Below are 20,348 nucleotides of genomic sequence, written 5' to 3' on the forward strand. Positions count from 1 at the left end.
ATTATCCATTCTCCAGAATCTCTTTTAATTTTTCTAAGCCTTCTTCAAAATCTGCCCCGATTTGCTTGTCCATATTCATAAATAAAAGTAATATATTCATTGGTGGATTCATGCGCCCTGTAAAGCCCCAGGTAACTAGTGTAGAATTAGCGTCTATTTTTTCAGTAGTTAAATATGCATCTGATTTAGATTTGAAGGGACGGATAAATTCAAGTAGAGTATCTACTCTTTCATTTTCTACAAGGTGGGAAATAGTTTGTTTCCCTTCACCTACTCTCTTGTCCTGACTATTCCAATAGGATTCAAAACCAACAGTTCCATCTTCTCCTGAATATTTCTTTTCCATTTCCGGGTCTATGCGATTCCATTTAGCCCAATTATCCTGGTTTTTTAAATGCTTTAAATAGGTGTAAACTATTTCTACAGGTTTGTTAATTTGTATGCTTCTGTTTGCTTCATAATTCTTGGGGGCGATGGAACTTAATATGAAAACGATGAATATTAATGCAACAATAATGTAAATCAGGGTCATGGTTGGTTTGTTTTGATATTAATAATGGTCTTTTGTGATACGAGTGTTATCTTATTTTATATCTTGTTAAATATAGGAATTTTATTTGTGTATTGAGAGGATGCTATAGTATAATTTTGAATAGGTGTGAATTGAGCTTGAAATGAATTGTTATTCCCGGAAAAGTTTGTTAAACTTGATGCAAACTTGAACGAATTCATGAAAATACTCCATACGGCAGATTGGCATATAGGAAAGAAATTAGATCATTTTCATAGACTCGGGGAACAGCGTGAAGTTCTGAATGAATTAATCGAAATTGCAGATTCAGAAGAGGTAGATGCAGTGATCGTGGCGGGTGATCTTTATGATAATTTTAATCCCACCACTGAAGCCATTGAATTATTTTACAATACAGTGAAACGATTATCGAATAATGGTAAACGACCGGTTATTGCCATCGCCGGAAATCATGATAGCCCGGATCGAATTGAAGTATCAGATCCTTTGGCACGTGCTTGTGGTATTATTTTGTCAGGGCATCCCCAAACTTTGGTAAAGCCTTTTTCTATGGATACGGGATGGAGAATTTCAAAATCTGACCACGGGTTTTTAGAAATTGAATGGGATGAATTTGATTTCCCTTTAAGGGTTATACATACGCCCTTTGCAAATGAATACAGGTTAAAAACTTTTTTGGGGATTGAAAATCCGGAAGCTCAAATGAGAGAAGTTTTGTCTTCTCATTGGAACAACCTGGTTGAAAAATATTGTGATAATAAAGGTGCGAATATCTTATTGTCACATTTGTTCGTAGCGGAAAGAGGAAAGGAAATTCCTGAAGAACCGGATGGGGAAAAACCAATAGTTCTTGGTAATGCTCAAATTATATATCCGGAAAATTTACCTGATAGGATCCAATACGCAGCGTTGGGACATTTACATCGGTATCAAATAGTAAAGGGGAAGGATTACCCGGTGGTATACAGTAGTAGTCCACTTTCATATAGTTTTGCCGAGTCCGGTCAAACAAAATATGCGGTTCTCATTGACATAGAACCTGCTCAGCCGGTTCAGTATAGACCTTTGCCTTTATCCGCAGGGCGTCCACTGGTTAGAAAGAGATTTGAGGAAATAGATAGGGCTGTAGAATGGTTGATGGAAAATAAGGAATGTTTGGTAGAAATTACTTTAGCAATGAAAGATTACTTATCATCTGAGGATCGAAAAAGACTGTATCAGGCCCATGATGGCATTATTACCTTAATACCTGAAATCCAAACTGAGGATGGGCAGATTAATAAGCTGAATCAACACCAGATTAACCTTGAGAAAAATATAGCGGAGTTGTTTTCGGATTACTTTATATTCAGGCACGGTCTAAATCCTTCTGAAGAATTGATGTCTCTATTTAAAGAAGTTCAATCTCGTAAATCATGATTCCTGTTAAACTAACTATACAAGGACTATATTCCTATCAAAGTGAGCCCCAGACTATTGATTTTGATCCGTTATTGGGGGCTGGATTATTTGGAATTTTTGGATCAGTAGGTTCTGGTAAATCTTCTATTCTGGAAGCAATAACTTTAGCACTCTATGGGAATAGTGAGCGTTTAAATAAAAGTGGGGATGATCGAAATTACAATATGATGAATTTAAAATCGGATTCTCTATTGATTGATTATGAGTTTCAGAATTATAACAGGAAAAATTATAGGTTTGTTTGCAAGGGGCGAAGAAATAGCCGTAGATATACTGATGTAGGAACGTATAAACGTACAGCTTTTGAATGGAAAGGAGATCAATGGGTCGTGATGGATCATACGGACGGTGGACTAATTACAGGATTGACATATGAAAACTTTAGAAGGACTGTAATAATCCCACAAGGTAAATTTCAGGAATTTCTGGAACTCTCTCCCTCGCATAGGTCTGAAATGCTAAAAGAGTTGTTTAATTTAAGTAAGTTTGATTTTAGTCAGGAAACTTCAAGCTTACAGAAGCAAACTACAGAAAAGGTTCACCATTTGGAAGGTCGTTTAACCGGATTTGTTGATATCAACAGGGAGAAATTGAAGGAGTATCAGTTGCTAATAACAAATACTGAAGCTAAATATGAATCAGTTCACAAATCCTATATTGAATGCAGAGACAAGAGGGATGAACAAAAACAACTCAAACAGTGGTATGATCAATTGGCAAAAAAGCAAAATGAATTGGATTCAATTCTAGGTAAAGGGAAAGAAATACAAAAAATCAAATCCAGAATTTCTTTATATAGGGAAGCATCCAAGGATTTTGAACATTTCATTAAGCAAGTAGGTATCCAACAAAAATCTATTGGAGAATTAAAGGCGGAAATTAATAAGCTAAAGATCGAGGTATCTGAAGCTAAAGGAAATCTAAAAGTTTTAGGAGAGAGGTATGAATCCTTGAGTTCAAATGTCGAGCAACATGAATCAAAAAGGAAAGAAGGAGAGGACGCACGAAAAATGGCGCAATTAATAGAAATCGAGAGAAATATAAAAGAAAAAGAAACCCGTATCCAAAATGGAGGAAAAAGAATTGACGAGGAAAAGATTAAATTAAAAAAATCGGAGTCAAAAGTAGCCGAATTGAAAGATAAAATTCTACAAGCCAAAGAACAGGTGAAAGATCGGGATGTATTATTTCAACTAAAAGGACTTTGGAAAAGTTTGGAAGAGGTCCGTCGTCGAATGGAGGAAGTCGATACGGATGAAAAAGAAAGAATTCAAAAATTTTCCGGATCCAAAAAACAGTTTATAGATTCTTTGAACCGGGGTGAAGTTATAGAGTCACAATTAACGGATCTTTTACACAAGGAAAAAGGTTTGGAAGAATTAAAGGTTAGGGATTATCGTAACCATATAAATCAATTGTCTGTGCAAAAACGGCTTTCTGATTATGCGGGGAGTCTCAAGGAAGGTGAGCCCTGCCCTTTGTGTGGATCAGAATCTCATCCCTCGATTTCGGAATTTGGAACTGTGCAGGAAAGTATGAGTGAGCCAGAACTACTATTAGAAAAATCCGAAAAGAAGGTAAAAGACCTTGATCAAAAGATTATGAAGTGGGGTAGATTGCAAGAAGATGAAAGGGAGTTGGATGTAGAGATTAAGAAGAAGGCTGCTATTAAATCGGAATTGGTTAGTAAAAAGAATGAAATTGAAAACCAACTGTCTGGTTACAGGGGAAAATATCCAACACAAGGAACTATAGATCAATTACTGGAGACAACCGGAAAGATAAAAAAGGACCTTGACGAATGGGACAAAAAGTATAATATTGAAATCAATAAGCAAGAGCAAATACGAGAAAATTTAGAAAAATTTCAAAAAGCCGTAGCCGGTATAAATAACGAATTAAATCAGTTATTTGGAAGCAAGGTTTCCGTGGAGAAAGAGATTAACCCGGAAATGCTGCAAGAAATGGGGAAAAGGACTAAAGAAGGATGGATAGATTATTCAAGTTCCCTGTTCAAGACTATTGAAAAGGAAAAATCCAATTACCAGAAAATCAAAGTAGAAAAAGAAAGAGTCAAGGAATTATTCGGTGTGAAAAGTACGGCCTTACAAACGAAAGCCGGCTTTTTAGAAAAAGAGGAATCCTCGTTAAAAAAGCTTTCGGACCAGTTAAAAGAAAAGCTTGATAATTCTTCATTTAATTCATTACTCGAAGTAGAGAATTTGTTGCAAAGCACTATAGATGTTGAAAAATTGGAAACTGAAATCCGTACACATGAGCAAGAAGTCCATTCTTTGGAAGTGGGTATAAAAGAAACAAAGGAACATATCGGGAACCGAAAATTTGATATAACAGAATTTGAATCTTTAAATGATAAAGTAGACCAAACCGAGAGATTGGTAGGTGATTTGCGTGAAAAATTAAGTATTCTTAAGAATGAGTTGAAAGAATCAAATCGCAAGTGGAAGGTAAAACAGGAGTTGGAACAGGAATTGTCAGAGTTGGAAACCAGGCAGGAGAATCTAAAGATTCTGGCCGGTATGTTCCGTGCGAATGGTTTTGTAGATTATGTGAGTACTATTTATTTAAGGGAAATATGCAGCATTGCGGATCAAAGATTTAGAAAATTGACCCATAATCATTATTCACTAGAACTTTCGGAAGATAATCATTTTTTGGTTAGGGATTTTTTGAATAATGGGTATTTAAGAAATATTAAAACACTGTCCGGAGGGCAAACCTTCCAGGCGTCTCTTTGTTTAGCTCTTGCATTAGCAGAAACGCTTCAGCAACAGAATCGTGCTCACCAGAATTTCTTTTTTCTCGATGAAGGGTTTGGCACATTGGATTCTAGTGCACTGCAACTTGTTTTCGATACTCTTAAATCCTTGCGTAAAGAAGGACGAGTAGTTGGTGTGATTTCTCATGTTGAGGACTTACAGACTGAAATAGATATGCACCTTAGGATTGAAAATAATACGGAACATGGTAGCTTAATACTTAAGAGTTGGGAAAATTAAGAATATCATTCTAATGATTAATATAGGTATAACCTTGATATAAAATTATTGGTATAAGAAATTATATAGGTTGTTTTAGACTGTCATAATCAATACTTTTGAATGGTTTAATTTGAATGTATTGGTCATTAAATGTTGAAAACGATGAAATTAATCCTTTCTGTTCTAGCTGCTTTTCCACTTCTTTTTATTAATGTTGGAGAGGACTTTGAGTGGGGTTCTATAATGTTCGGGGATAACGAACAAAAGATATGGTCGGTCGAAAAAGCTAATAATTGGTACGAGAAACAAGGCTGGCTGGTGGGCCCTAATTTCAATCCTGCTTCAGCTATCAATCAATTGGAAATGTGGCAAGAAGAAACTTTTGACCCCGAAAGAATTGACAAGGAACTGGCTTGGGCGGCGGAACTAGGGATGAATACAATGCGCGTGTATTTGCACGACCTGGTGTACAAAAACGATCCTTCCGGGTTAGTGGATCGCATGGATACTTTTTTGGACATTTCCGAAAAACATGGTATCCGGCCAATGTTTGTCATATTCGATGCTGTATGGGACCCGTATCCCAAAGCCGGTCCGCAAAGAGCTCCCAGACCCCATGTCCACAACTCGGGATGGGTGCAAAGTCCTTCCATTGACGTCTTGCAGGATCCTACGGAATATCCGCGATTGGAAAAATATGTAAAGGGAGTTATAGGACATTTTGCAGCTGATCAGAGAATACTGGCCTGGGATATCTGGAATGAGCCGGACAATCCCAACGTCAGTGCTTATGGGGATGTCGAGTTGAAAAATAAAGTGGAATATGTGTTGCCATTATTGGAGAAGGCTTTTGGATGGGCGCGGGAAGTAAACCCTACGCAACCGCTGACTTCAGGTGTCTGGAACGGAGATTGGTCCTCTGATGAATCCCTGAAACCTATTGAAGAACTTCAAATCGAACTGTCCGATATAATCAGTTTCCATTGCTATGATGATCCTGTTTCATTCGAGAAGAAAATCAAACAGTTGAGCCGTTACGGCAGACCATTGCTCTGTACTGAGTACATGGCCCGACCCAACAAGAGTACCTTTGAAGGGTTTTTACCGCTAGCCAAAAAATACAATGTAGCCATGTACAATTGGGGATTTGTGAGTGGGAAAACGCAGACGATATATCCCTGGGATAGTTGGAGAAAGGAATATACCGCTGAGCCTGAATTATGGTTCCATGATATTTTTAGGTACGATGGTACTCCGTATATAGAAGGGGAGGTCGAATTCATCAAAGAGATTCTCGGGGAGGAATAGTGAAATAGGCATTGGAATTTCTTTTTCAATTGATATCAGCTATAACTTCTTTATTAAGATTAAGATAGGGAGATGGAGTAATTTCATCTTCCATCTTCAATTTGTATAAGTGTTTTAGCGTTTTAGTTTGCCCTTGCGAACAACGATCTTCTTTCTAAAGCGCTTTTTAAATAATCTATTATATATTCGAATTTTCTTGTCTTTCCTCATTATTTAAAATCAGGCTCTATCCTTTGAAATTAAATCTAATCAAGGTATTTAAGTTCATAATGACAATTTACTACCCCATTTCTTGGAAAATGATCATATAGCTTCGCCTATAGGAATGTTACTAATGGGGGCAAAATTACATTAGGAAGGCTAATTATTGCATAAGTGGTTAAGAAATACCATGAAAAGGAAGTACCTACTGTAGCAGAGTTTAACTGTTGATATTCGTATTAAAAAATTGATCAAATTGTTTTTTATGCTATCCTATTGGGGAACCGATTTACAGAACCGATAAAATAAGGATAATCTATAACGTAAAACTTATTACTTCCTAATTTTTCTGCGTTCCATACTTTCAGCTAATTTCGTTTTTAGTGGTTTTCATTGATAGTTACAACTAAGCTGTTTTGTAATTTTGGAGGAATGGTAAAGTAGTGTGTATGACCAACCATTTTATTATTTAATTCTAAAATAAATGTTGTGAGAAAATTGTTATTTGGTGTTTTTTTTCTGATCTCTATTGTGGCGGTATCTTGCAGTAAAGATGACAAAAACGTAGATTGTCACTCCGGGTTTGTTCTGGCTGAAGCTACCCAAGACGAACTTCAGCAATATTCCCAGACGGTACAAACCTATGCTGCTAATCCGACCGAAGAAAATTGTGAGAAGTTTCGTTCTGCAGCCCTTTCCTATATCGATGCATTGGAATCGTATGAACAATGTGCTATTGATGCTGGCCAGGGAGCCAGTTATCAGCAGAGTATTGATGAGGCCCGTGATGGTATTAATACATTAAGTTGCCAATAGTATTTACAATAATGATAAAAGAAATAATTATGAAAAAATTGACTTTTACTTTAATAATGGTTATTTTGGGAATAGGTTTTTCATATTCCCAGGAGGAGTCTATAGGTATTTCGTTTCAGGAAGGAGACCTTGTAGTTAATGCTGGAATCGGATTAGGTTCTACCTTTACTTTTGCTGGTGGATTGGGTCTTCCATTGGGAGGAGGAGTGGAATATGGAATTACTGATGCGATCGGAGTAGGAGGTGAATTTGGATTTGTTTCCGGAGGTGGTTTGACTGCCATATATGTCGGGCCAAAGGGATATTATCACTTCAATGAATTATTCAATATTGATAATGATCAATTGGATGTTTACGCCGGGTTGAGTTTGTATTACCGGCATTTTAGTTATTCGGGATTCTCATTTGGCATAGGAAGTGGAATTTATCCCGGCTTTCATATAGGTGGCAGATATTATTTCTCAGACAATTTTGGTGCTTATGCTGAACTGGGAAATAGTTATGGCTGGCTTAAAGCCGGTGTATGTTTGAAATTTTAAAGTAAATATAAATGTTATGAATTTGAGGAGGTATAAAACGGGAACATTGCTATTTTCAATTGTTTTTCTTTTTGGATTTCAGACTGCTGAAGCCCAGTTATTGAAAAGGGCTCTTCAGCGGGGTGCTAATCGAGCGGTTGAGAAAAAAGTAGAAAAAGAAGCTGAAAAGCAAACCGGGCGAATGTTGGATTCCTTATTCAAGACCAAAGACCGGGAGGTGAAAGGTAGAGATAGTGATTCCGTTTCTGCTGAAGATCAAAGAAGGGGAATGAGGATGATGCAGGAAATGCTGGGGGGTGTAAATACTGCCGATTTGCCGGAATCTTTTTCATTTGATACCCGGATAATATGGGAAAGTGAAGATGAAAAAGGTAAAAAGACGGAAATGTATATGTTTTTTGAGCCTGATGGGGTTAATTTTGGTATGAGTCCGGAGCCTTTTGAGGGAAGTGATTTTGAAACATTTACGGTAATGAATCCCGAAGATGAATATATCGCTGTATTTACTAATTCTGATGGTCAAAAGAGTCTTATTTCTATGCCATTTATGACAGATAAAATGAAGTCGTACATGGTTGATAAGCAGGAAGAATCAGGTGAAGATTCTGAATTTAGCATTAAAAAAACGGGGAAAACCCGGACGATAAGCGGTTATTCCTGTGAGGAGTATATTATTACTACCGATGAGTATATTCAGAATGCCTGGATTACAGAGGATTTGGATGTGACAAATGGATTGTACTCAATTTTTCAGCAAGCATATGCTGAAAATAAAAAAATGGGAATGCCCGATCTTTCACAAGGATTTCCTATGGAAGTGGAGATGACTAAAAGAAAGAATGGCAAAAAATCGTATTTGAGAACCAAATCTGTAGAATCCAAAGACCTGACATTAAAAACGGCTGACTATGAAGCTATGGGGATGGGGCAGTAAGTAAATTGTTGATTTTACTGGTGCCCTATGGTTACAAAATTATACTTCCAGCATACCAATTTAAACAAGTGTAGATAAAGAAATACAAACAGGGAGATAAAAATGGGGAAGCATGTATTCCGATGTTACCTATCCAGGCCATTAACACCCTAACGTTTACCCACGGACTTAGGTGGGGGCAAGAAATTTCATGAAAGTTTATTCGTACTTTTTTGTGTATTTGTGTTTTCCCCAGCGAGCAATCCCTGTGGGAATGGCGTGACATAGACCTATTTTAGAGGGTGCTCTAAAATAGGGTAGTAAGGTCAAAAAGAAACTCATGCGAAGATTTCTTGTGATAAATTAATTTTTCGCTACCTTGCCCATATAATTTATTTCCTGATTACGTCATGAGTGAAGGATTTAATGTTCGAACATTTTCCAGGATAGCAAGAAAAGTCCATCGAATCTTCCGGTACCTCTCCGTAATTTCCAGTGCGATAGCTATATCTTTTTTAATTTATGATATTGGTTTTCGACACCCAGATTTTCACGTATTATACAGAATAAATCAACTCTATATTATTACGGCGTTGATGGGAGCATTTTCTTTATTGTTAAGGTATCTGGATAAGGGGAAAAGGCCGCCTCGAAAGCTTTGGTTATTTGATGTTTTGATATTTTCTTCCTTATTGGCTATGATTCAATATCTATGGTCTGGCCAAAATAATGGTGAAGTGCAATACTCCCTGCAAACCGTTTGGATTTGGATCTTTTTTACTTTGTTGCTACATCTATTTCGGGAAATATTTTCCTCCAATATCAATCAATCTTTTAATAATTTCAACCCGGCACAATTATTTACGGGAAGTTTTCTTGTGGCTATTCTTGCAGGTGCTTTTGCATTGAAACTGCCAAATGCTACTTCCAATGGTATTTCAATGATCGATGCATTATTTACTTCAACCAGTGCCGTTTGTGTGACCGGGTTGGCGGTTATCGATACGGGGAAAGACTTTACCAGGATAGGGCAATATATAATAATGATATTGATTCAATTGGGCGGCCTTGGGATGATGACCTTTACTAGTTTTTTTAGTTCTTTTTTCAAAGGATCTACGAGTTATAAAGGACGACTTTTAGTGGGAGAAATATCCAATTCAGGTAGGCTAACCAAAGCGTATGGTATGGTACGGCAGATTTTGTTTTTCACTCTGGGTGTGGAGTTGATTGGAGGAGTATTGATTTATCATTCCCTCAATTATAACAACTTTACATCTTTTTCGGAAAAGATATTTTTTTCTGTATTTCATTCAGTGTCTGCATTTTGTAACGCTGGTTTTTCTACATTGAGCCAGAGTCTATACGAAGTTACATTCCGGTTTAATTATCCTTTGCAAATAATCATAGCGTTGTTATTTATATTTGGTGGTCTTGGATTCCCGATAGTGTTTAACTTTGTAAAATACCTTCAATATCAAATCATTAGTACATTTAAATCTTTAATGACACAAAAGTCATTTCAGCATCGCCCGTGGATTATTAATATCAATAGCCGAATTGTATTGATTACCACTCTTTGTTTGATCCTTTTTGGTACCTTTTCTTTTTTTATTTTTGAATATAACAATACATTAGCAGAGCATTCCTTGGTGGGGAAAATTACAGTGGCATTTTTCAATGCTGTAACACCCCGGACTGCCGGTTTTAACTCTATTGACTTTGCCGGACTAAATTTTTCTACCCTTATGTTAGTATTTTTTCTGATGTGGATTGGAGCTTCCCCGATGTCTACAGGTGGTGGTATAAAGACCACTACCTTTGCCTTAGCTACATTGAATTTTATTAGCCTGGCGAAAGGGAAAGACCGGATTGATCTTTTTAGAAGGGAAATTTCTGATGGATCGGTTCGAAGGGCTTTTGGCGTTATTTCCCTTTCATTGATAGTGATTGGTACTTCAGTTTTTTTCATTGCTATATTTGATGAGCAATTGGATTTGCTTCATATCGCATTTGAAGTGTTTTCTGCATATAGTACTGTCGGGTTGAGTTTAGGGATAACAGGTGAATTAACCGATGCAAGCAAAGTCGTTCTTATTTTGACGATGTTCATTGGAAGGGTAACAATGCTGACTATTTTAGTTGCCTTTTTTAGGAGAGTACGGTATTTACAATACAAGTATCCGACCGAAGAAATTTTAATTAATTAAAATCAATTACGTGAAATACATAGTTATTGGACTTGGTAGTTTTGGTTCATCGTTAGCGGTTAAATTGACAGCAGCTGGCAATGAAGTAATGGGTGTTGACATTTCTGTGAACCGAATAGAAACATTGAAGGAAAAGATTACGCATGCTGTATCCATTGACTGCACTGATCCTGTAATGGCAAAGGAATTGCCTATAAAAGATACAGATGTTGTAGTAGTGTGTATTGGTGAAGATAAAGGAGCAAATATCATGGCAACGGCTATTATGAAGCAGTTGAAAGCAAAAAAAGTAATAAGTCGGGCAGTATCGGAGACGCATCAAACAATATTGGAGACTATGGGAGTGGATGAAATTATCAATCCCGAAGAAGAGGCTGCTGAAAGATGGGCTGAAAAATTAAGTATTAAAGGGGTATTGGAATCATTTCATTTAACCGGGGCCTATAACATTGTAGAAATAAATGTGCCCAAGCCTTTTGTTGGAAAAAGCTTGGAAGAGGTTGATCTGGTTGAAAAGTTTAATATAATTGCTTTGACTACTTTCCTGAAAAGGGAGACTACTAATTTTCTCGGATATTCGAAAGAAAGTATTGTAGTCCAGGGTATTGCTACCAAGCAAACAGTTCTCAAAGAAGGTGAGATCCTGGTGATTTATGGTCATACGAGGGATATAAAACGGTTGTTGGAGGAAACGGGTGCGGTATCATAAGTAGTAACTTTAAGGTATTGAACTATGTATTATTATGTGGATATGTGACATTTGTCAGAATATTCGATATGCAGGGAAAAGTAATCTATTGGAATGGAAATATTGCCTGGACCAAAGGTCAAATAGTGTTCCGCAACACTTTCCGGGATTTCAGTTGAAGAAAATTTGCTGGAAAGATCCGGATGAAGAGAGTATTGAGATAGTGCGTCTTCTTTAATTTTTTCCGAATACTTCCTTCAATTTCAGTTCAAATCCCGGCAGAACTGCAGAATGAATCGTATCGCCGATAGTACACAGACGGGAAGCCTGGTACCTTCCTTTGTCGTCCGGCTGATATTGGACGACTGTTCGTTCGGCCGGATGTATTATCCCATATTCAAGCACTCCGGATTCTTCAAATATGTCAAACTTATTGTGTAATTCTTTGCGATTGTTATCGGGAGATAAAATCTCAACCACCAGGTCCGGAGTGCCCAGGCAACCCTTTTCATCTATTCTGGAAGGATCACATATAACGCATAGATCCGGTTGGAGAACGGTGTATATATCTCCGTCATTCGGTGTGTATCCCGGCAGTCTTACATCAAAAGGTGCTGTAAAGACTTCGCATTTGTGGTTTTGCAAAAAAAGCATGAGCCTGAAATTGAGCTTTTGGGATACTCGCTGGTGAGAAGTATAGGGAGCAGGAGACATTCTGAATATTTTGCCCTTGATGATCTCTAATCGCTCTTCAAAGGTCCAGCTCAGATAATCACGGTAAGAATAGATTTTTGAAAAATCCAGGTCTTCTACCTTTGTAATGGGTTTTGTCTCCGGTGTTTTATACCCCATAATTTGCAAATTTACAAGGAGTAATGGGAATAGAGGTCAAAAAGTTCCCTCGTAAAAAGTGGTAAGCGTCCAAAAATTCAGAGTCCCTAAAGTTTAGGTGCACGAGATTATAAATCATTTTTGATTTTCAGAATCGGTAGTTGAGCTTTATTTCATTTGGCTTAAAGCCCCGAAACGGGGATAGCTTGCGGTATGCAGTTCGTTCAAGGCATTTACTTCGAGAAGCTTCCAAATTCACTTCACGGACTTTAGACAGTTTAAATACTTAGAGTTTGAAGTGCCTAAAGTACTTAAAGTCGGCAGAGCGAGAGATTGAGAGTGAAGTAATGACTGTAGAATTAGTATCATGTTTATAAACATTGGCTCACCACGTTTGGAGGTCGTATACTTCACGGAGTTAAGTCAACACCACTTGTATTCAAAACTAGATCAAAGTGAAAGCAGGTGACAAAATATTTGGGTGCGGGTGCCAGCTATGTGTGAAAGCGATTATTTTGTCTTGAATTTTGGTTCCTTTGTTTCAAGACAAAGGGATAAAAGATACGCTACGAAATTGAAATTGGTTATACCTTGTACCCTCGTACAAATCTGAAAGTGGCTGGATCGGAAAAGACCAAAGTAGATGTATTTACATTTGAGGAAATCCTGGTTTACCAGTATTAAAGTATCCCGACCATATCGGCCCAGCTTGCCCGTTCGTGGTTGGGGCTTTTTTGTTTTCGTCGCCTGTCCCGATATTCATTGTCAGGAGGCACGCAAAGAAAATGGAAAGTAATAATCAATAATTGGGTTCTTTGTTGGCTATGAATCCAAATAATTGTTTCGTATTAAACATTATTTACGTTAAGTCACTATTCCCACTGCCCAACACATAATCAACAATCCTGTTAAAAAAGATTCCGGGTTAATCTTGGATCGGATAACTTTCAGCGCCTGCGCCAGGTGGTTTTTGGCGGTGTAAGGAGAGATATTGAGTTGATTGGAAATATCTTTAAGGGACATTCCCTTTTTGAAGTTGAGTTGATAAACTTGCTTTTGTCGATCGGGTAGCGTGTTGACGATTTCTCGTATATTTTCATTGAGTTCATTTCTTTGCACCTCCCGGTAAAGCGAATTGTTATCGCATTGTGGTACGTATAACCATACCTCTTCACGGTATTTTTCTTCCTGGGTTAGTTTCTTAAAGTGATCTCTTACGAGGTTTCTGGTAATGGCCAGCATATAAGATTCCTTATCTTCTATATCCTGAAACCTGTTCTTGTTATTCCAGAGTTTAATCAATACTTCCTGGGTCAAATCTTCCGCCACTTCGGGAATTTTGACATATTTTAACATGAAACCGAAAATTCTATTTCGGTATTTTTTTAACAAATCTTCCATCTTCACACTAAGTTTTGCTTGCCATTAGGGTGATTTGATCCTTTGAAAAGCGGTGTGAAACAATGCGTTGTTAGGCAAATATAAGAAAGAGGGTGAAAAAAATTAAAAAAAAATAAAATTGACTAGTCTTTTTTTTGGTGAAAGGAGTTTACCTGTACAGATTTGATCTTTTTTAGGGGTGTAATGCAAAATAATGTGTTGTAGTATTTGTAATAGAAAATATTCGATGAATTGAAATTTCGAAAAAGATTTGACATATTGCTTCAGAAGTATAAGGAAGGGAAATCCACACGGTCAGAGTACCTGGAAATGATATCATTAATTAGGAAGCATCCGGAATTGCATGGTTTTTTACAGGATATTATTGATGATGATTGGGCCTCTGAATTTCAGTCCCCTAATCAGGATGGAATGATTTGGAAATCATGGAGTCAGTATAGTTTGAAACCGATTATTAGCATTGCAGCGGCAATAGCCCTATTAGTAATTGGTGTGATCGGAATATGGGGTGGTCAGAAACAAAATAATTACCTCGTATACACTACAAATTATGGTGAAACGAAAGAAGTAGCTTTGCCGGACGGAAGCCGCCTGACCCTGAATGCGAATTCTTCTGCCATATGGCTGAAAGAATGGCAGGAGAATGGAAGGCGTATTATCAAACTGGAGGGTGAAGGTTTTTTTGAAGTGGCTCATATAGAATCCGGGGAGTCAGGCGCTATACCTTTTGATGTAACCACGGAAAACGTGAAGATTAATGTTTTGGGGACTTCTTTTAATGTAGAAGCGAGGCGAGATGACACCAAGGTATATCTGGAAGAGGGGGAAGTTAGATTGAATGTGAAAGATGATACGGAAGTTCTGCTAAAACCTGGTGAGCAAGTAATTTATAATAATATAAACGAGAAAATTAAGCTTTCTGAAAATGAGACCATAGAATCAGCCGCTTCCTGGAAAAATGGAGTCATTAGTTTCCGCGAAGAAAAACTGGAAGTGATCCTGCTTGAACTTAGTGATATTTTTGGAAAAGAGTTTGAGTGTAGTGATCGGTCATTATTAGCCAAGCCTATGGATATTGGAGTTCCTTTTATGAATTGGGAAGCTACCAAAGAATCCCTGGAACTTTCGATGAATATAATAATAAAACAAAACGGGGAAATTTACGAGATAACGAATAATAACTAACATACAACTTCATTTAAGTAAGAACAAATACAATACAATTATGTGGAAAATAGGAGTTAAGTGCTTATGCACTATTGGGATGTTTATATTCCTGATTATACCAACCTGGGTGTCTGGAACCCCAGTTTTTGCTCAGAAAGAGATGTCATTGGTAGAAGCCATACGGCAGATTAGTAAAGATTACGGGGTGTATTTTACGTTTGATCATACGTTGGTCAAGAATATTACTGTAAAATATGAAACAAAGAAGGACCTATCGATTGAGCAAGCCATATCCGGGGTATTGTCGGAGACGGACTTGAATTTTAAGTTTTACGACAATCGTTTTGTTATTTTGTATAAGAACGACAAGGAGGGCCTGGAATCATTAAAACAAATGATGGAGCATTTCGGGGACATAATTGAAGAAGGGGAGAAAGACAAGATTCGCCATAAGATTAGACCACTAGCTGAAATAAGCCTCAGACCAGGCTGGAAACCTGCGCCTAGAAAGTTGACAGGATTGGTATTGAATATCAATGGAACTGTGGCGGATCAATCAGGGGAACCGTTAATTGGAGTAAATGTCCTCGTTAAAGGTACTGATAATGGAACTGCTACTGATTTCGATGGAAGCTATACATTGGAGGATGTGAATGAGAATGCTACTCTTATATTTTCTTATATCGGATATCAAACAGTGGAAGTACCGGTAGACGGAAGGAAAGAGGTTTCAATTCAGTTGGTTTCAGATTCAGAAATGTTAGAGGAAGTAGTAGTCGTCGGATATGGTACACAGAAAGTTCGGGATGTTACGGGTTCAATGGTAAGTGCAGATATGGAAGCATTAGAAGAACAACCCAATGTGTCCTTAATGCAAGGCTTACAAGGTGCAGTGCCGGGATTGAATGTTGGGCAAGTGGACCGGGCAGGAGAAAATCCGAATATTTCCATTCGGGGAAGAACTTCCTTATCAGGGGAAGGAAATCCCCTTATTGTTTTAGACGGAGTCATTTACAGAGGGAATTTAATAGATCTGAATCCTAATGATGTAGAGTCAGTAGATATTTTGAAAGATGCCAGTGCGACAGCTATTTATGGTTCCCAGGCTTCAAATGGAGTGATTTTAATTAGTACTTCAGAGTCAGGCGGATCCAAGGATGGTAAACCGGTTATCAATTTCTCTAGCCAGTTTTCTTTCCAGCAGCCCTGGCATGAATTGGTTGCCCAGGGACCGGATGAATTTATTAAAAAAATTGAAGAGTCCGATATTGAGCAAAGCAGAACAGAGTCTTCAGGATATCTGGAGAGAAATCCAAACTGGGCGCAGACAACGAATTTCAAGACCAACCATGAAATAAGTCAGTTTGAAGCAGGTAGATCCTTCGACTGGTATGATTATGTGACAACCGATAATCCTTATACTACAAAACACAACCTTTCGGTTTCCAATAACTTGGAATCGCATCATTACTTTGCCTCCCTGGGATATACTAAACAGGAAGGCTATATGAGGGATGAGCATTACGAAAGAATTAATGCCCGGATCAATTTGGGGAATCAAATAACAGATTGGTTTGATATCGATATTCAGTCTTTTTTGTCTTCGAGTAATTATGGACCGCAAAATTACGGTCCGGTTGATCGCTATATAGAGCCTTATGCCCATCCCTATGACCAGGAAAATAATCTGGTACAAAGGCCCTACGGAAATCCCGTTAATCCATTGATCGAAGCAAAAGCGGATGTTAATGACAAGCGAATTAATTTAAATGGTAATCTTACGGGTACGATACAACTTCCGGTTGAAGGGTTGTCTTACCAGGGAAGGTTTGGAAATAATTATAAAACTAATAAAGACTATTATTTCGGATCTCATGGGTCTAGTTTTCAAGGGTATGGATCTAAAATGGATGCCGTAGAATATAATTGGAGCTTGGATCACATCTTATCCTACAACAAAGAATTTAATGCCAATCACTATTTGGATATTACATTGTTGTATGGGATGGAAGATAGAAAGTATTCATTTACAAACGCAGAAGGATCTAATTTTTCAAACCATATCCTGGGTTATGATCGCTTGCAAGCATCTGAAACCGAACAACAGAGAGTATCATCTGGAGGTTGGAAAGAATCTAGTCTTTACAATATGGGAAGAATTGTTTATAAAATAATGGATCGGTATTTAATCACAGGTACAGTCAGAAGGGACGGCTTTTCGGGTTTCAGTGAAGAAAATAAGTTTGGTGTATTCCCCTCATTGGCTTTGGGGTGGGTCTTATCAGAAGAGACTTTTTATAAACAAATAGCACCGGATTGGTTGAACTGGATGAAATTAAGGTTGTCATATGGGACTACGGGCAATAGAACGATAGGTAGGTATCAGACTTTAGCGGAGGTTTCGGGAAGTCCAGGATATGTGGCAGGTGATGGGACCTCTCTTTTGACCCAGTGGATATCAGCGTTGGAAAGTCCGAGTCTGAAATGGGAAAAAACAACGGGAATAAATGTTGGAATAGATTTTGGAACCGTGAATGGAAGATTAAGAGGATCAATCGATTATTATAATAAAAACACCTCAGACCTTCTTTATAGTGTCGATATCCCGGCTATAAGCAGATTTGAAACCTTCCCGGATAACCTGGGAGAAGTTCATAATCAGGGGGTAGATTTTACATTTTCATCGGTAAATATGGATCAAGGGGATTTTACCTGGTCCAGTGACATTAATTTTTCCTATAATCGAAATAAAATTAATACTCTGTTGGGATTTGATGTTGATGGAGACGGAAAGGAAGATGACCTTATATCCGAAGGACTCTTTATCGGTGAATCCATTGGGGCTATTTTTGACTATAGCATAGACGGCCTCTGGCAATTAAATGATGAAATTTTTGATGGATATGAATTCGGTTCCTATAAAGTTCAGGACCTGGACGGAAATGGATTGATTGACGGAAATGACAGGAGCATTATTGGGAATACCAGGCCCGCTTACAGGTTCTCTATTAATAATACTGTAAAATATGGTGATTGGACACTTCGATTTTTTATAAATTCTATCCAGGGTGGGAAAAATAGGTATTTAGGAGAGGACAACCTTTATTCTTTTGCAATATTTAATGGCGAGTCACATTTCAATTTCTCATTTCCGGAGGGACTCAATTATTGGACACCAGAAAATCCAAATGCCCGGTACCAACGTCCTGGTATTAGCGGTGCGTCGGGGATAGCTGGAACCAGGTATTCTTCCAGAAGTTTTGTTAGATTACAAAACCTTTCATTATCCTATAATTTAGGCTCCATTATTCCTACTGTTTTCAGAAATGCCAAGGTGAGTTTAAGTACACAAAATCTTATCACATTAACCAAATGGCCGGGGTGGGACCCTGAAACGGGTGTCGGAATTACTAGAGGCGGAAGGCCTGTTATGAAAAGTTTTTCATTAGGAATTGATGTTCAATTTTAAAAGCAATAGTTATGAAATTTTTTAACCAACAATTTATTCTTAAGAATCAAGTTTATCTGATTATTCTAATTGCATTTTTTGCTTTTTCTTGCGATGAAAAAGAATTTTTGGAAACAGAGCCAATTGATTTTTATACGCCTATAAATTCATATATTACTGCAGATAATTATGAGGCGGCACTAATGAGATTGCATACTCTTGTAAGAAACCAGTTTTATTCCGGCGATCTTCAAAATCAATTTCCTTCTGCTGGAATGCAAGGGACAGATATTATGTACTTACATAAAAACCTGGGTTTTAATTCGGATATTTCTACATTCTTATTGCCTACTAATGAGCTTATTTACAATGCATTATGGCGTCCTGCATACCAGGTCATTTTTGATGCAAATGTGATTATTGAAAGAGCCGCCACCAATGCGAATGAATTAACTGAAGCTGAGAAAGTAGGATTTATTGCAGAAGCTAAATTTTTTCGGGGATATATGTATAAAATGCTTGCAAATCTGTACGGAGGGGTACCTATTGTATTAGAGGAGACAAAAGCTCCAAAACGGGATTATACCAGGGCTTCGCGAGAAGAAGTATATCAGCAGGTAGTTCTTGATTTGACAGAAGCTGCAAAGAATCTAGGGGATGTAGATGATGTGGCTGATCATAGGATTAACAGGTTAGCGGCATACCATCTTTTGTCTGAGGTATACATTTCTTTAGAACAATGGCAGGAATCTATTGAAGCAGCGTCAATGGTTATTGATCATCCAAGTACCGCTTTGATGACTGAAAGATTTGGTACACGGGCAAATGAGAAATTTTTAATACCTGAATATGATACAGATGTATATTGGGATCTGTTTCGGCAGGGAAATCAAAATCGATCAACAGGAAATACTGAAGCCATTTGGGTTTTACAATATGAATGGGAAATACCTGGTGGAGGTTCCGGTGGGCCTGAATTAGAGCGTATATTTGCTCCTCGTGCCTGGCAGGCAAAAATAGAGAACAATGATGGATCGACTAGTCCTTTGGTACCCCAGCCGAATGCTTTTACCTCTGGTCGTAGTTCAGGTTTTATTAGACCTACGTATTTTTTCTTTGAAACTCTGTGGAAAAGAAGTGGATATGATCAGGATTTACGGAACTCGTCAGCGAATATTGTTCGGGATTTTATCATCAGAAATCCTGCCAGTGATCATTTTGGAAAATGGATTTTTAAGGATAATTCACCTATACGAATGGAAAGTTTGAATGATACGACTCGAAATATGTATCCATGGATGACTAAATCTTCTACACCAGGAAGACAACCGGATGCAGCTTATTTGCCTGATCAAACGGTCGAAGGCGCCTTGGATTTTAGTCATAGGGCATTCAGAGATGTTTATGCCATTCGTTTGGCAGAGACCTATTTGTTAAGAGCAGAAGCATATTTAGGATCAGGGGATCTATCAAATGCAGCAGAGGATATTAATATAATAAGGAGAAGATCACACGCACCTGAAATCACTTCTTCAGAAATAGATATAGATTATATTTTGGATGAAAGAGCAAGGGAATTGTATCTTGAGGAGTTTAGATTATTAACTTTGACTAGATTAGGGAAATTAATAGAAAGGACAAGGCAGTATAACCCTCATAATGGGGATACTTATAAAGATCATAATGAATTATGGCCTATTCCATTCAGTGAAATAGAAAAGAATCTGGAGGGAGAGTTAGTGCAAAATCCAGGGTATTGAGTGTCCTGACAAGGATTGAACAAAGGAAAAGTTCTTTGTTTATTACTTATGCTGAGTAAAAGATGAGGGAG

15 protein-coding genes are annotated in these 20,348 nt (G+C 37.7%); 12 read left to right on the forward strand and 3 right to left on the reverse strand.

Features of this window, described 5'->3' with window-relative positions; translation table 11 throughout:
* Position 1: 1 nt before the first annotated feature.
* Positions 2 to 532: an SRPBCC family protein gene (locus tag LVD47_RS21760; RefSeq protein WP_236980613.1), complete on the reverse strand. Its 531-nt coding sequence runs from the start codon at positions 530 to 532 to the stop codon at positions 2 to 4.
* Between the two features lie 198 nt (positions 533 to 730).
* Between LVD47_RS21760 and LVD47_RS21765 the strand changes: the two genes are divergently transcribed.
* The 9 genes from LVD47_RS21765 (at position 731) to LVD47_RS21805 (ending at position 11,908) form a co-directional block, all read left to right on the forward strand.
* The gene (locus LVD47_RS21765; RefSeq protein ID WP_236980615.1) at positions 731 to 1,951 is read left to right on the forward strand and encodes a metallophosphoesterase family protein; all 1,221 of its coding nucleotides are present in this window, start codon (positions 731 to 733) and stop codon (positions 1,949 to 1,951) included.
* Complete coding sequence (locus LVD47_RS21770; protein ID WP_236980618.1) at positions 1,948 to 5,013, forward strand: AAA family ATPase; 3,066 nt, start codon at positions 1,948 to 1,950, stop codon at positions 5,011 to 5,013. The genes LVD47_RS21765 and LVD47_RS21770 overlap by 4 nt, the downstream gene beginning before the upstream one ends.
* Before the next feature lie 225 nt (positions 5,014 to 5,238).
* On the forward strand, positions 5,239 to 6,303 hold the full coding sequence (locus tag LVD47_RS21775) for an endo-1,4-beta-xylanase (protein WP_439652050.1): 1,065 nt from the start codon (positions 5,239 to 5,241) through the stop codon (positions 6,301 to 6,303).
* A 690-nt stretch (positions 6,304 to 6,993) separates the two neighbouring features.
* On the forward strand, positions 6,994 to 7,320 hold the full coding sequence (locus tag LVD47_RS21780) for a hypothetical protein (protein WP_236980622.1): 327 nt from the start codon (positions 6,994 to 6,996) through the stop codon (positions 7,318 to 7,320).
* Positions 7,321 to 7,349: 29 nt separating this feature from the next.
* The gene (locus tag LVD47_RS21785) at positions 7,350 to 7,859 is read left to right on the forward strand and encodes a hypothetical protein (protein WP_236980624.1); all 510 of its coding nucleotides are present in this window, start codon (positions 7,350 to 7,352) and stop codon (positions 7,857 to 7,859) included.
* Positions 7,860 to 7,875: 16 nt separating this feature from the next.
* The gene (locus LVD47_RS21790) at positions 7,876 to 8,793 is read left to right on the forward strand and encodes a DUF4412 domain-containing protein (RefSeq protein WP_236980626.1); all 918 of its coding nucleotides are present in this window, start codon (positions 7,876 to 7,878) and stop codon (positions 8,791 to 8,793) included.
* Between the two features lie 389 nt (positions 8,794 to 9,182).
* The gene (locus tag LVD47_RS21795; protein ID WP_236980627.1) at positions 9,183 to 10,982 is read left to right on the forward strand and encodes a TrkH family potassium uptake protein; all 1,800 of its coding nucleotides are present in this window, start codon (positions 9,183 to 9,185) and stop codon (positions 10,980 to 10,982) included.
* 10 nt (positions 10,983 to 10,992) lie between these two features.
* Complete coding sequence (locus tag LVD47_RS21800) at positions 10,993 to 11,691, forward strand: potassium channel family protein (protein ID WP_236980629.1); 699 nt, start codon at positions 10,993 to 10,995, stop codon at positions 11,689 to 11,691.
* A 34-nt stretch (positions 11,692 to 11,725) separates the two neighbouring features.
* Positions 11,726 to 11,908, forward strand: a complete 183-nt coding sequence (locus LVD47_RS21805) for a hypothetical protein (protein WP_236980632.1) — start codon at positions 11,726 to 11,728, stop codon at positions 11,906 to 11,908.
* Here the strand turns inward: LVD47_RS21805 and LVD47_RS21810 are convergent.
* Together LVD47_RS21810 and LVD47_RS21815 are read right to left on the reverse strand one after the other, a co-directional pair.
* Positions 11,905 to 12,522 (reverse strand): Uma2 family endonuclease, encoded by a 618-nt coding sequence (locus LVD47_RS21810; protein ID WP_236980634.1) that lies wholly within the window; start codon positions 12,520 to 12,522, stop codon positions 11,905 to 11,907. The genes LVD47_RS21805 and LVD47_RS21810 overlap by 4 nt on opposite strands.
* An 843-nt stretch (positions 12,523 to 13,365) precedes the next feature.
* Positions 13,366 to 13,902 (reverse strand): RNA polymerase sigma factor, encoded by a 537-nt coding sequence (locus tag LVD47_RS21815; RefSeq protein ID WP_255785386.1) that lies wholly within the window; start codon positions 13,900 to 13,902, stop codon positions 13,366 to 13,368.
* A gap of 231 nt (positions 13,903 to 14,133) precedes the next feature.
* Here LVD47_RS21815 and LVD47_RS21820 point away from each other — a divergent pair, with 231 nt between their 5' ends.
* Genes LVD47_RS21820 through LVD47_RS21830 form a run of 3 tightly spaced genes read left to right on the forward strand, consistent with a single transcriptional unit; the run spans position 14,134 to position 20,277 of the window.
* The gene (locus LVD47_RS21820; RefSeq protein ID WP_236980638.1) at positions 14,134 to 15,087 is read left to right on the forward strand and encodes a FecR family protein; all 954 of its coding nucleotides are present in this window, start codon (positions 14,134 to 14,136) and stop codon (positions 15,085 to 15,087) included.
* A gap of 40 nt (positions 15,088 to 15,127) precedes the next feature.
* Positions 15,128 to 18,538, forward strand: coding sequence for a SusC/RagA family TonB-linked outer membrane protein (locus LVD47_RS21825; protein WP_236980640.1), 3,411 nt, complete (start codon positions 15,128 to 15,130; stop codon positions 18,536 to 18,538).
* An 11-nt stretch (positions 18,539 to 18,549) separates the two neighbouring features.
* Positions 18,550 to 20,277: a RagB/SusD family nutrient uptake outer membrane protein gene (locus LVD47_RS21830; RefSeq protein WP_236980642.1), complete on the forward strand. Its 1,728-nt coding sequence runs from the start codon at positions 18,550 to 18,552 to the stop codon at positions 20,275 to 20,277.
* Positions 20,278 to 20,348: the final 71 nt, after the last annotated feature.

Origin of the sequence: Membranihabitans maritimus (genome assembly GCF_021729145.1) — a bacterium.
Classification (GTDB): Bacteria; Bacteroidota; Bacteroidia; order Chitinophagales; family Saprospiraceae; genus Membranihabitans; species Membranihabitans maritimus.

What these genes read in the sequence shown, in the direction of transcription:
- LVD47_RS21790 (WP_236980626.1), top strand. Translation starts at nt 7,876, where the DNA reads ATGAATTTGAGGAGGTATAAAACGGGAACATTGCTATTTTCAATTGTT.
- LVD47_RS21810 (WP_236980634.1), bottom strand. Translation starts at nt 12,522, where the DNA reads ATGGGGTATAAAACACCGGAGACAAAACCCATTACAAAGGTAGAAGAC.
- LVD47_RS21785 (WP_236980624.1), top strand. Translation starts at nt 7,350, where the DNA reads ATGAAAAAATTGACTTTTACTTTAATAATGGTTATTTTGGGAATAGGT.
- LVD47_RS21815 (WP_255785386.1), bottom strand. Translation starts at nt 13,902, where the DNA reads ATGGAAGATTTGTTAAAAAAATACCGAAATAGAATTTTCGGTTTCATG.
- LVD47_RS21825 (WP_236980640.1), top strand. Translation starts at nt 15,128, where the DNA reads ATGTGGAAAATAGGAGTTAAGTGCTTATGCACTATTGGGATGTTTATA.
- LVD47_RS21760 (WP_236980613.1), bottom strand. Translation starts at nt 532, where the DNA reads ATGACCCTGATTTACATTATTGTTGCATTAATATTCATCGTTTTCATA.
- LVD47_RS21805 (WP_236980632.1), top strand. Translation starts at nt 11,726, where the DNA reads ATGTGGATATGTGACATTTGTCAGAATATTCGATATGCAGGGAAAAGT.
- LVD47_RS21775 (WP_439652050.1), top strand. Translation starts at nt 5,239, where the DNA reads ATGTTCGGGGATAACGAACAAAAGATATGGTCGGTCGAAAAAGCTAAT.
- LVD47_RS21770 (WP_236980618.1), top strand. Translation starts at nt 1,948, where the DNA reads ATGATTCCTGTTAAACTAACTATACAAGGACTATATTCCTATCAAAGT.
- LVD47_RS21830 (WP_236980642.1), top strand. Translation starts at nt 18,550, where the DNA reads ATGAAATTTTTTAACCAACAATTTATTCTTAAGAATCAAGTTTATCTG.
- LVD47_RS21765 (WP_236980615.1), top strand. Translation starts at nt 731, where the DNA reads ATGAAAATACTCCATACGGCAGATTGGCATATAGGAAAGAAATTAGAT.
- LVD47_RS21795 (WP_236980627.1), top strand. Translation starts at nt 9,183, where the DNA reads ATGAGTGAAGGATTTAATGTTCGAACATTTTCCAGGATAGCAAGAAAA.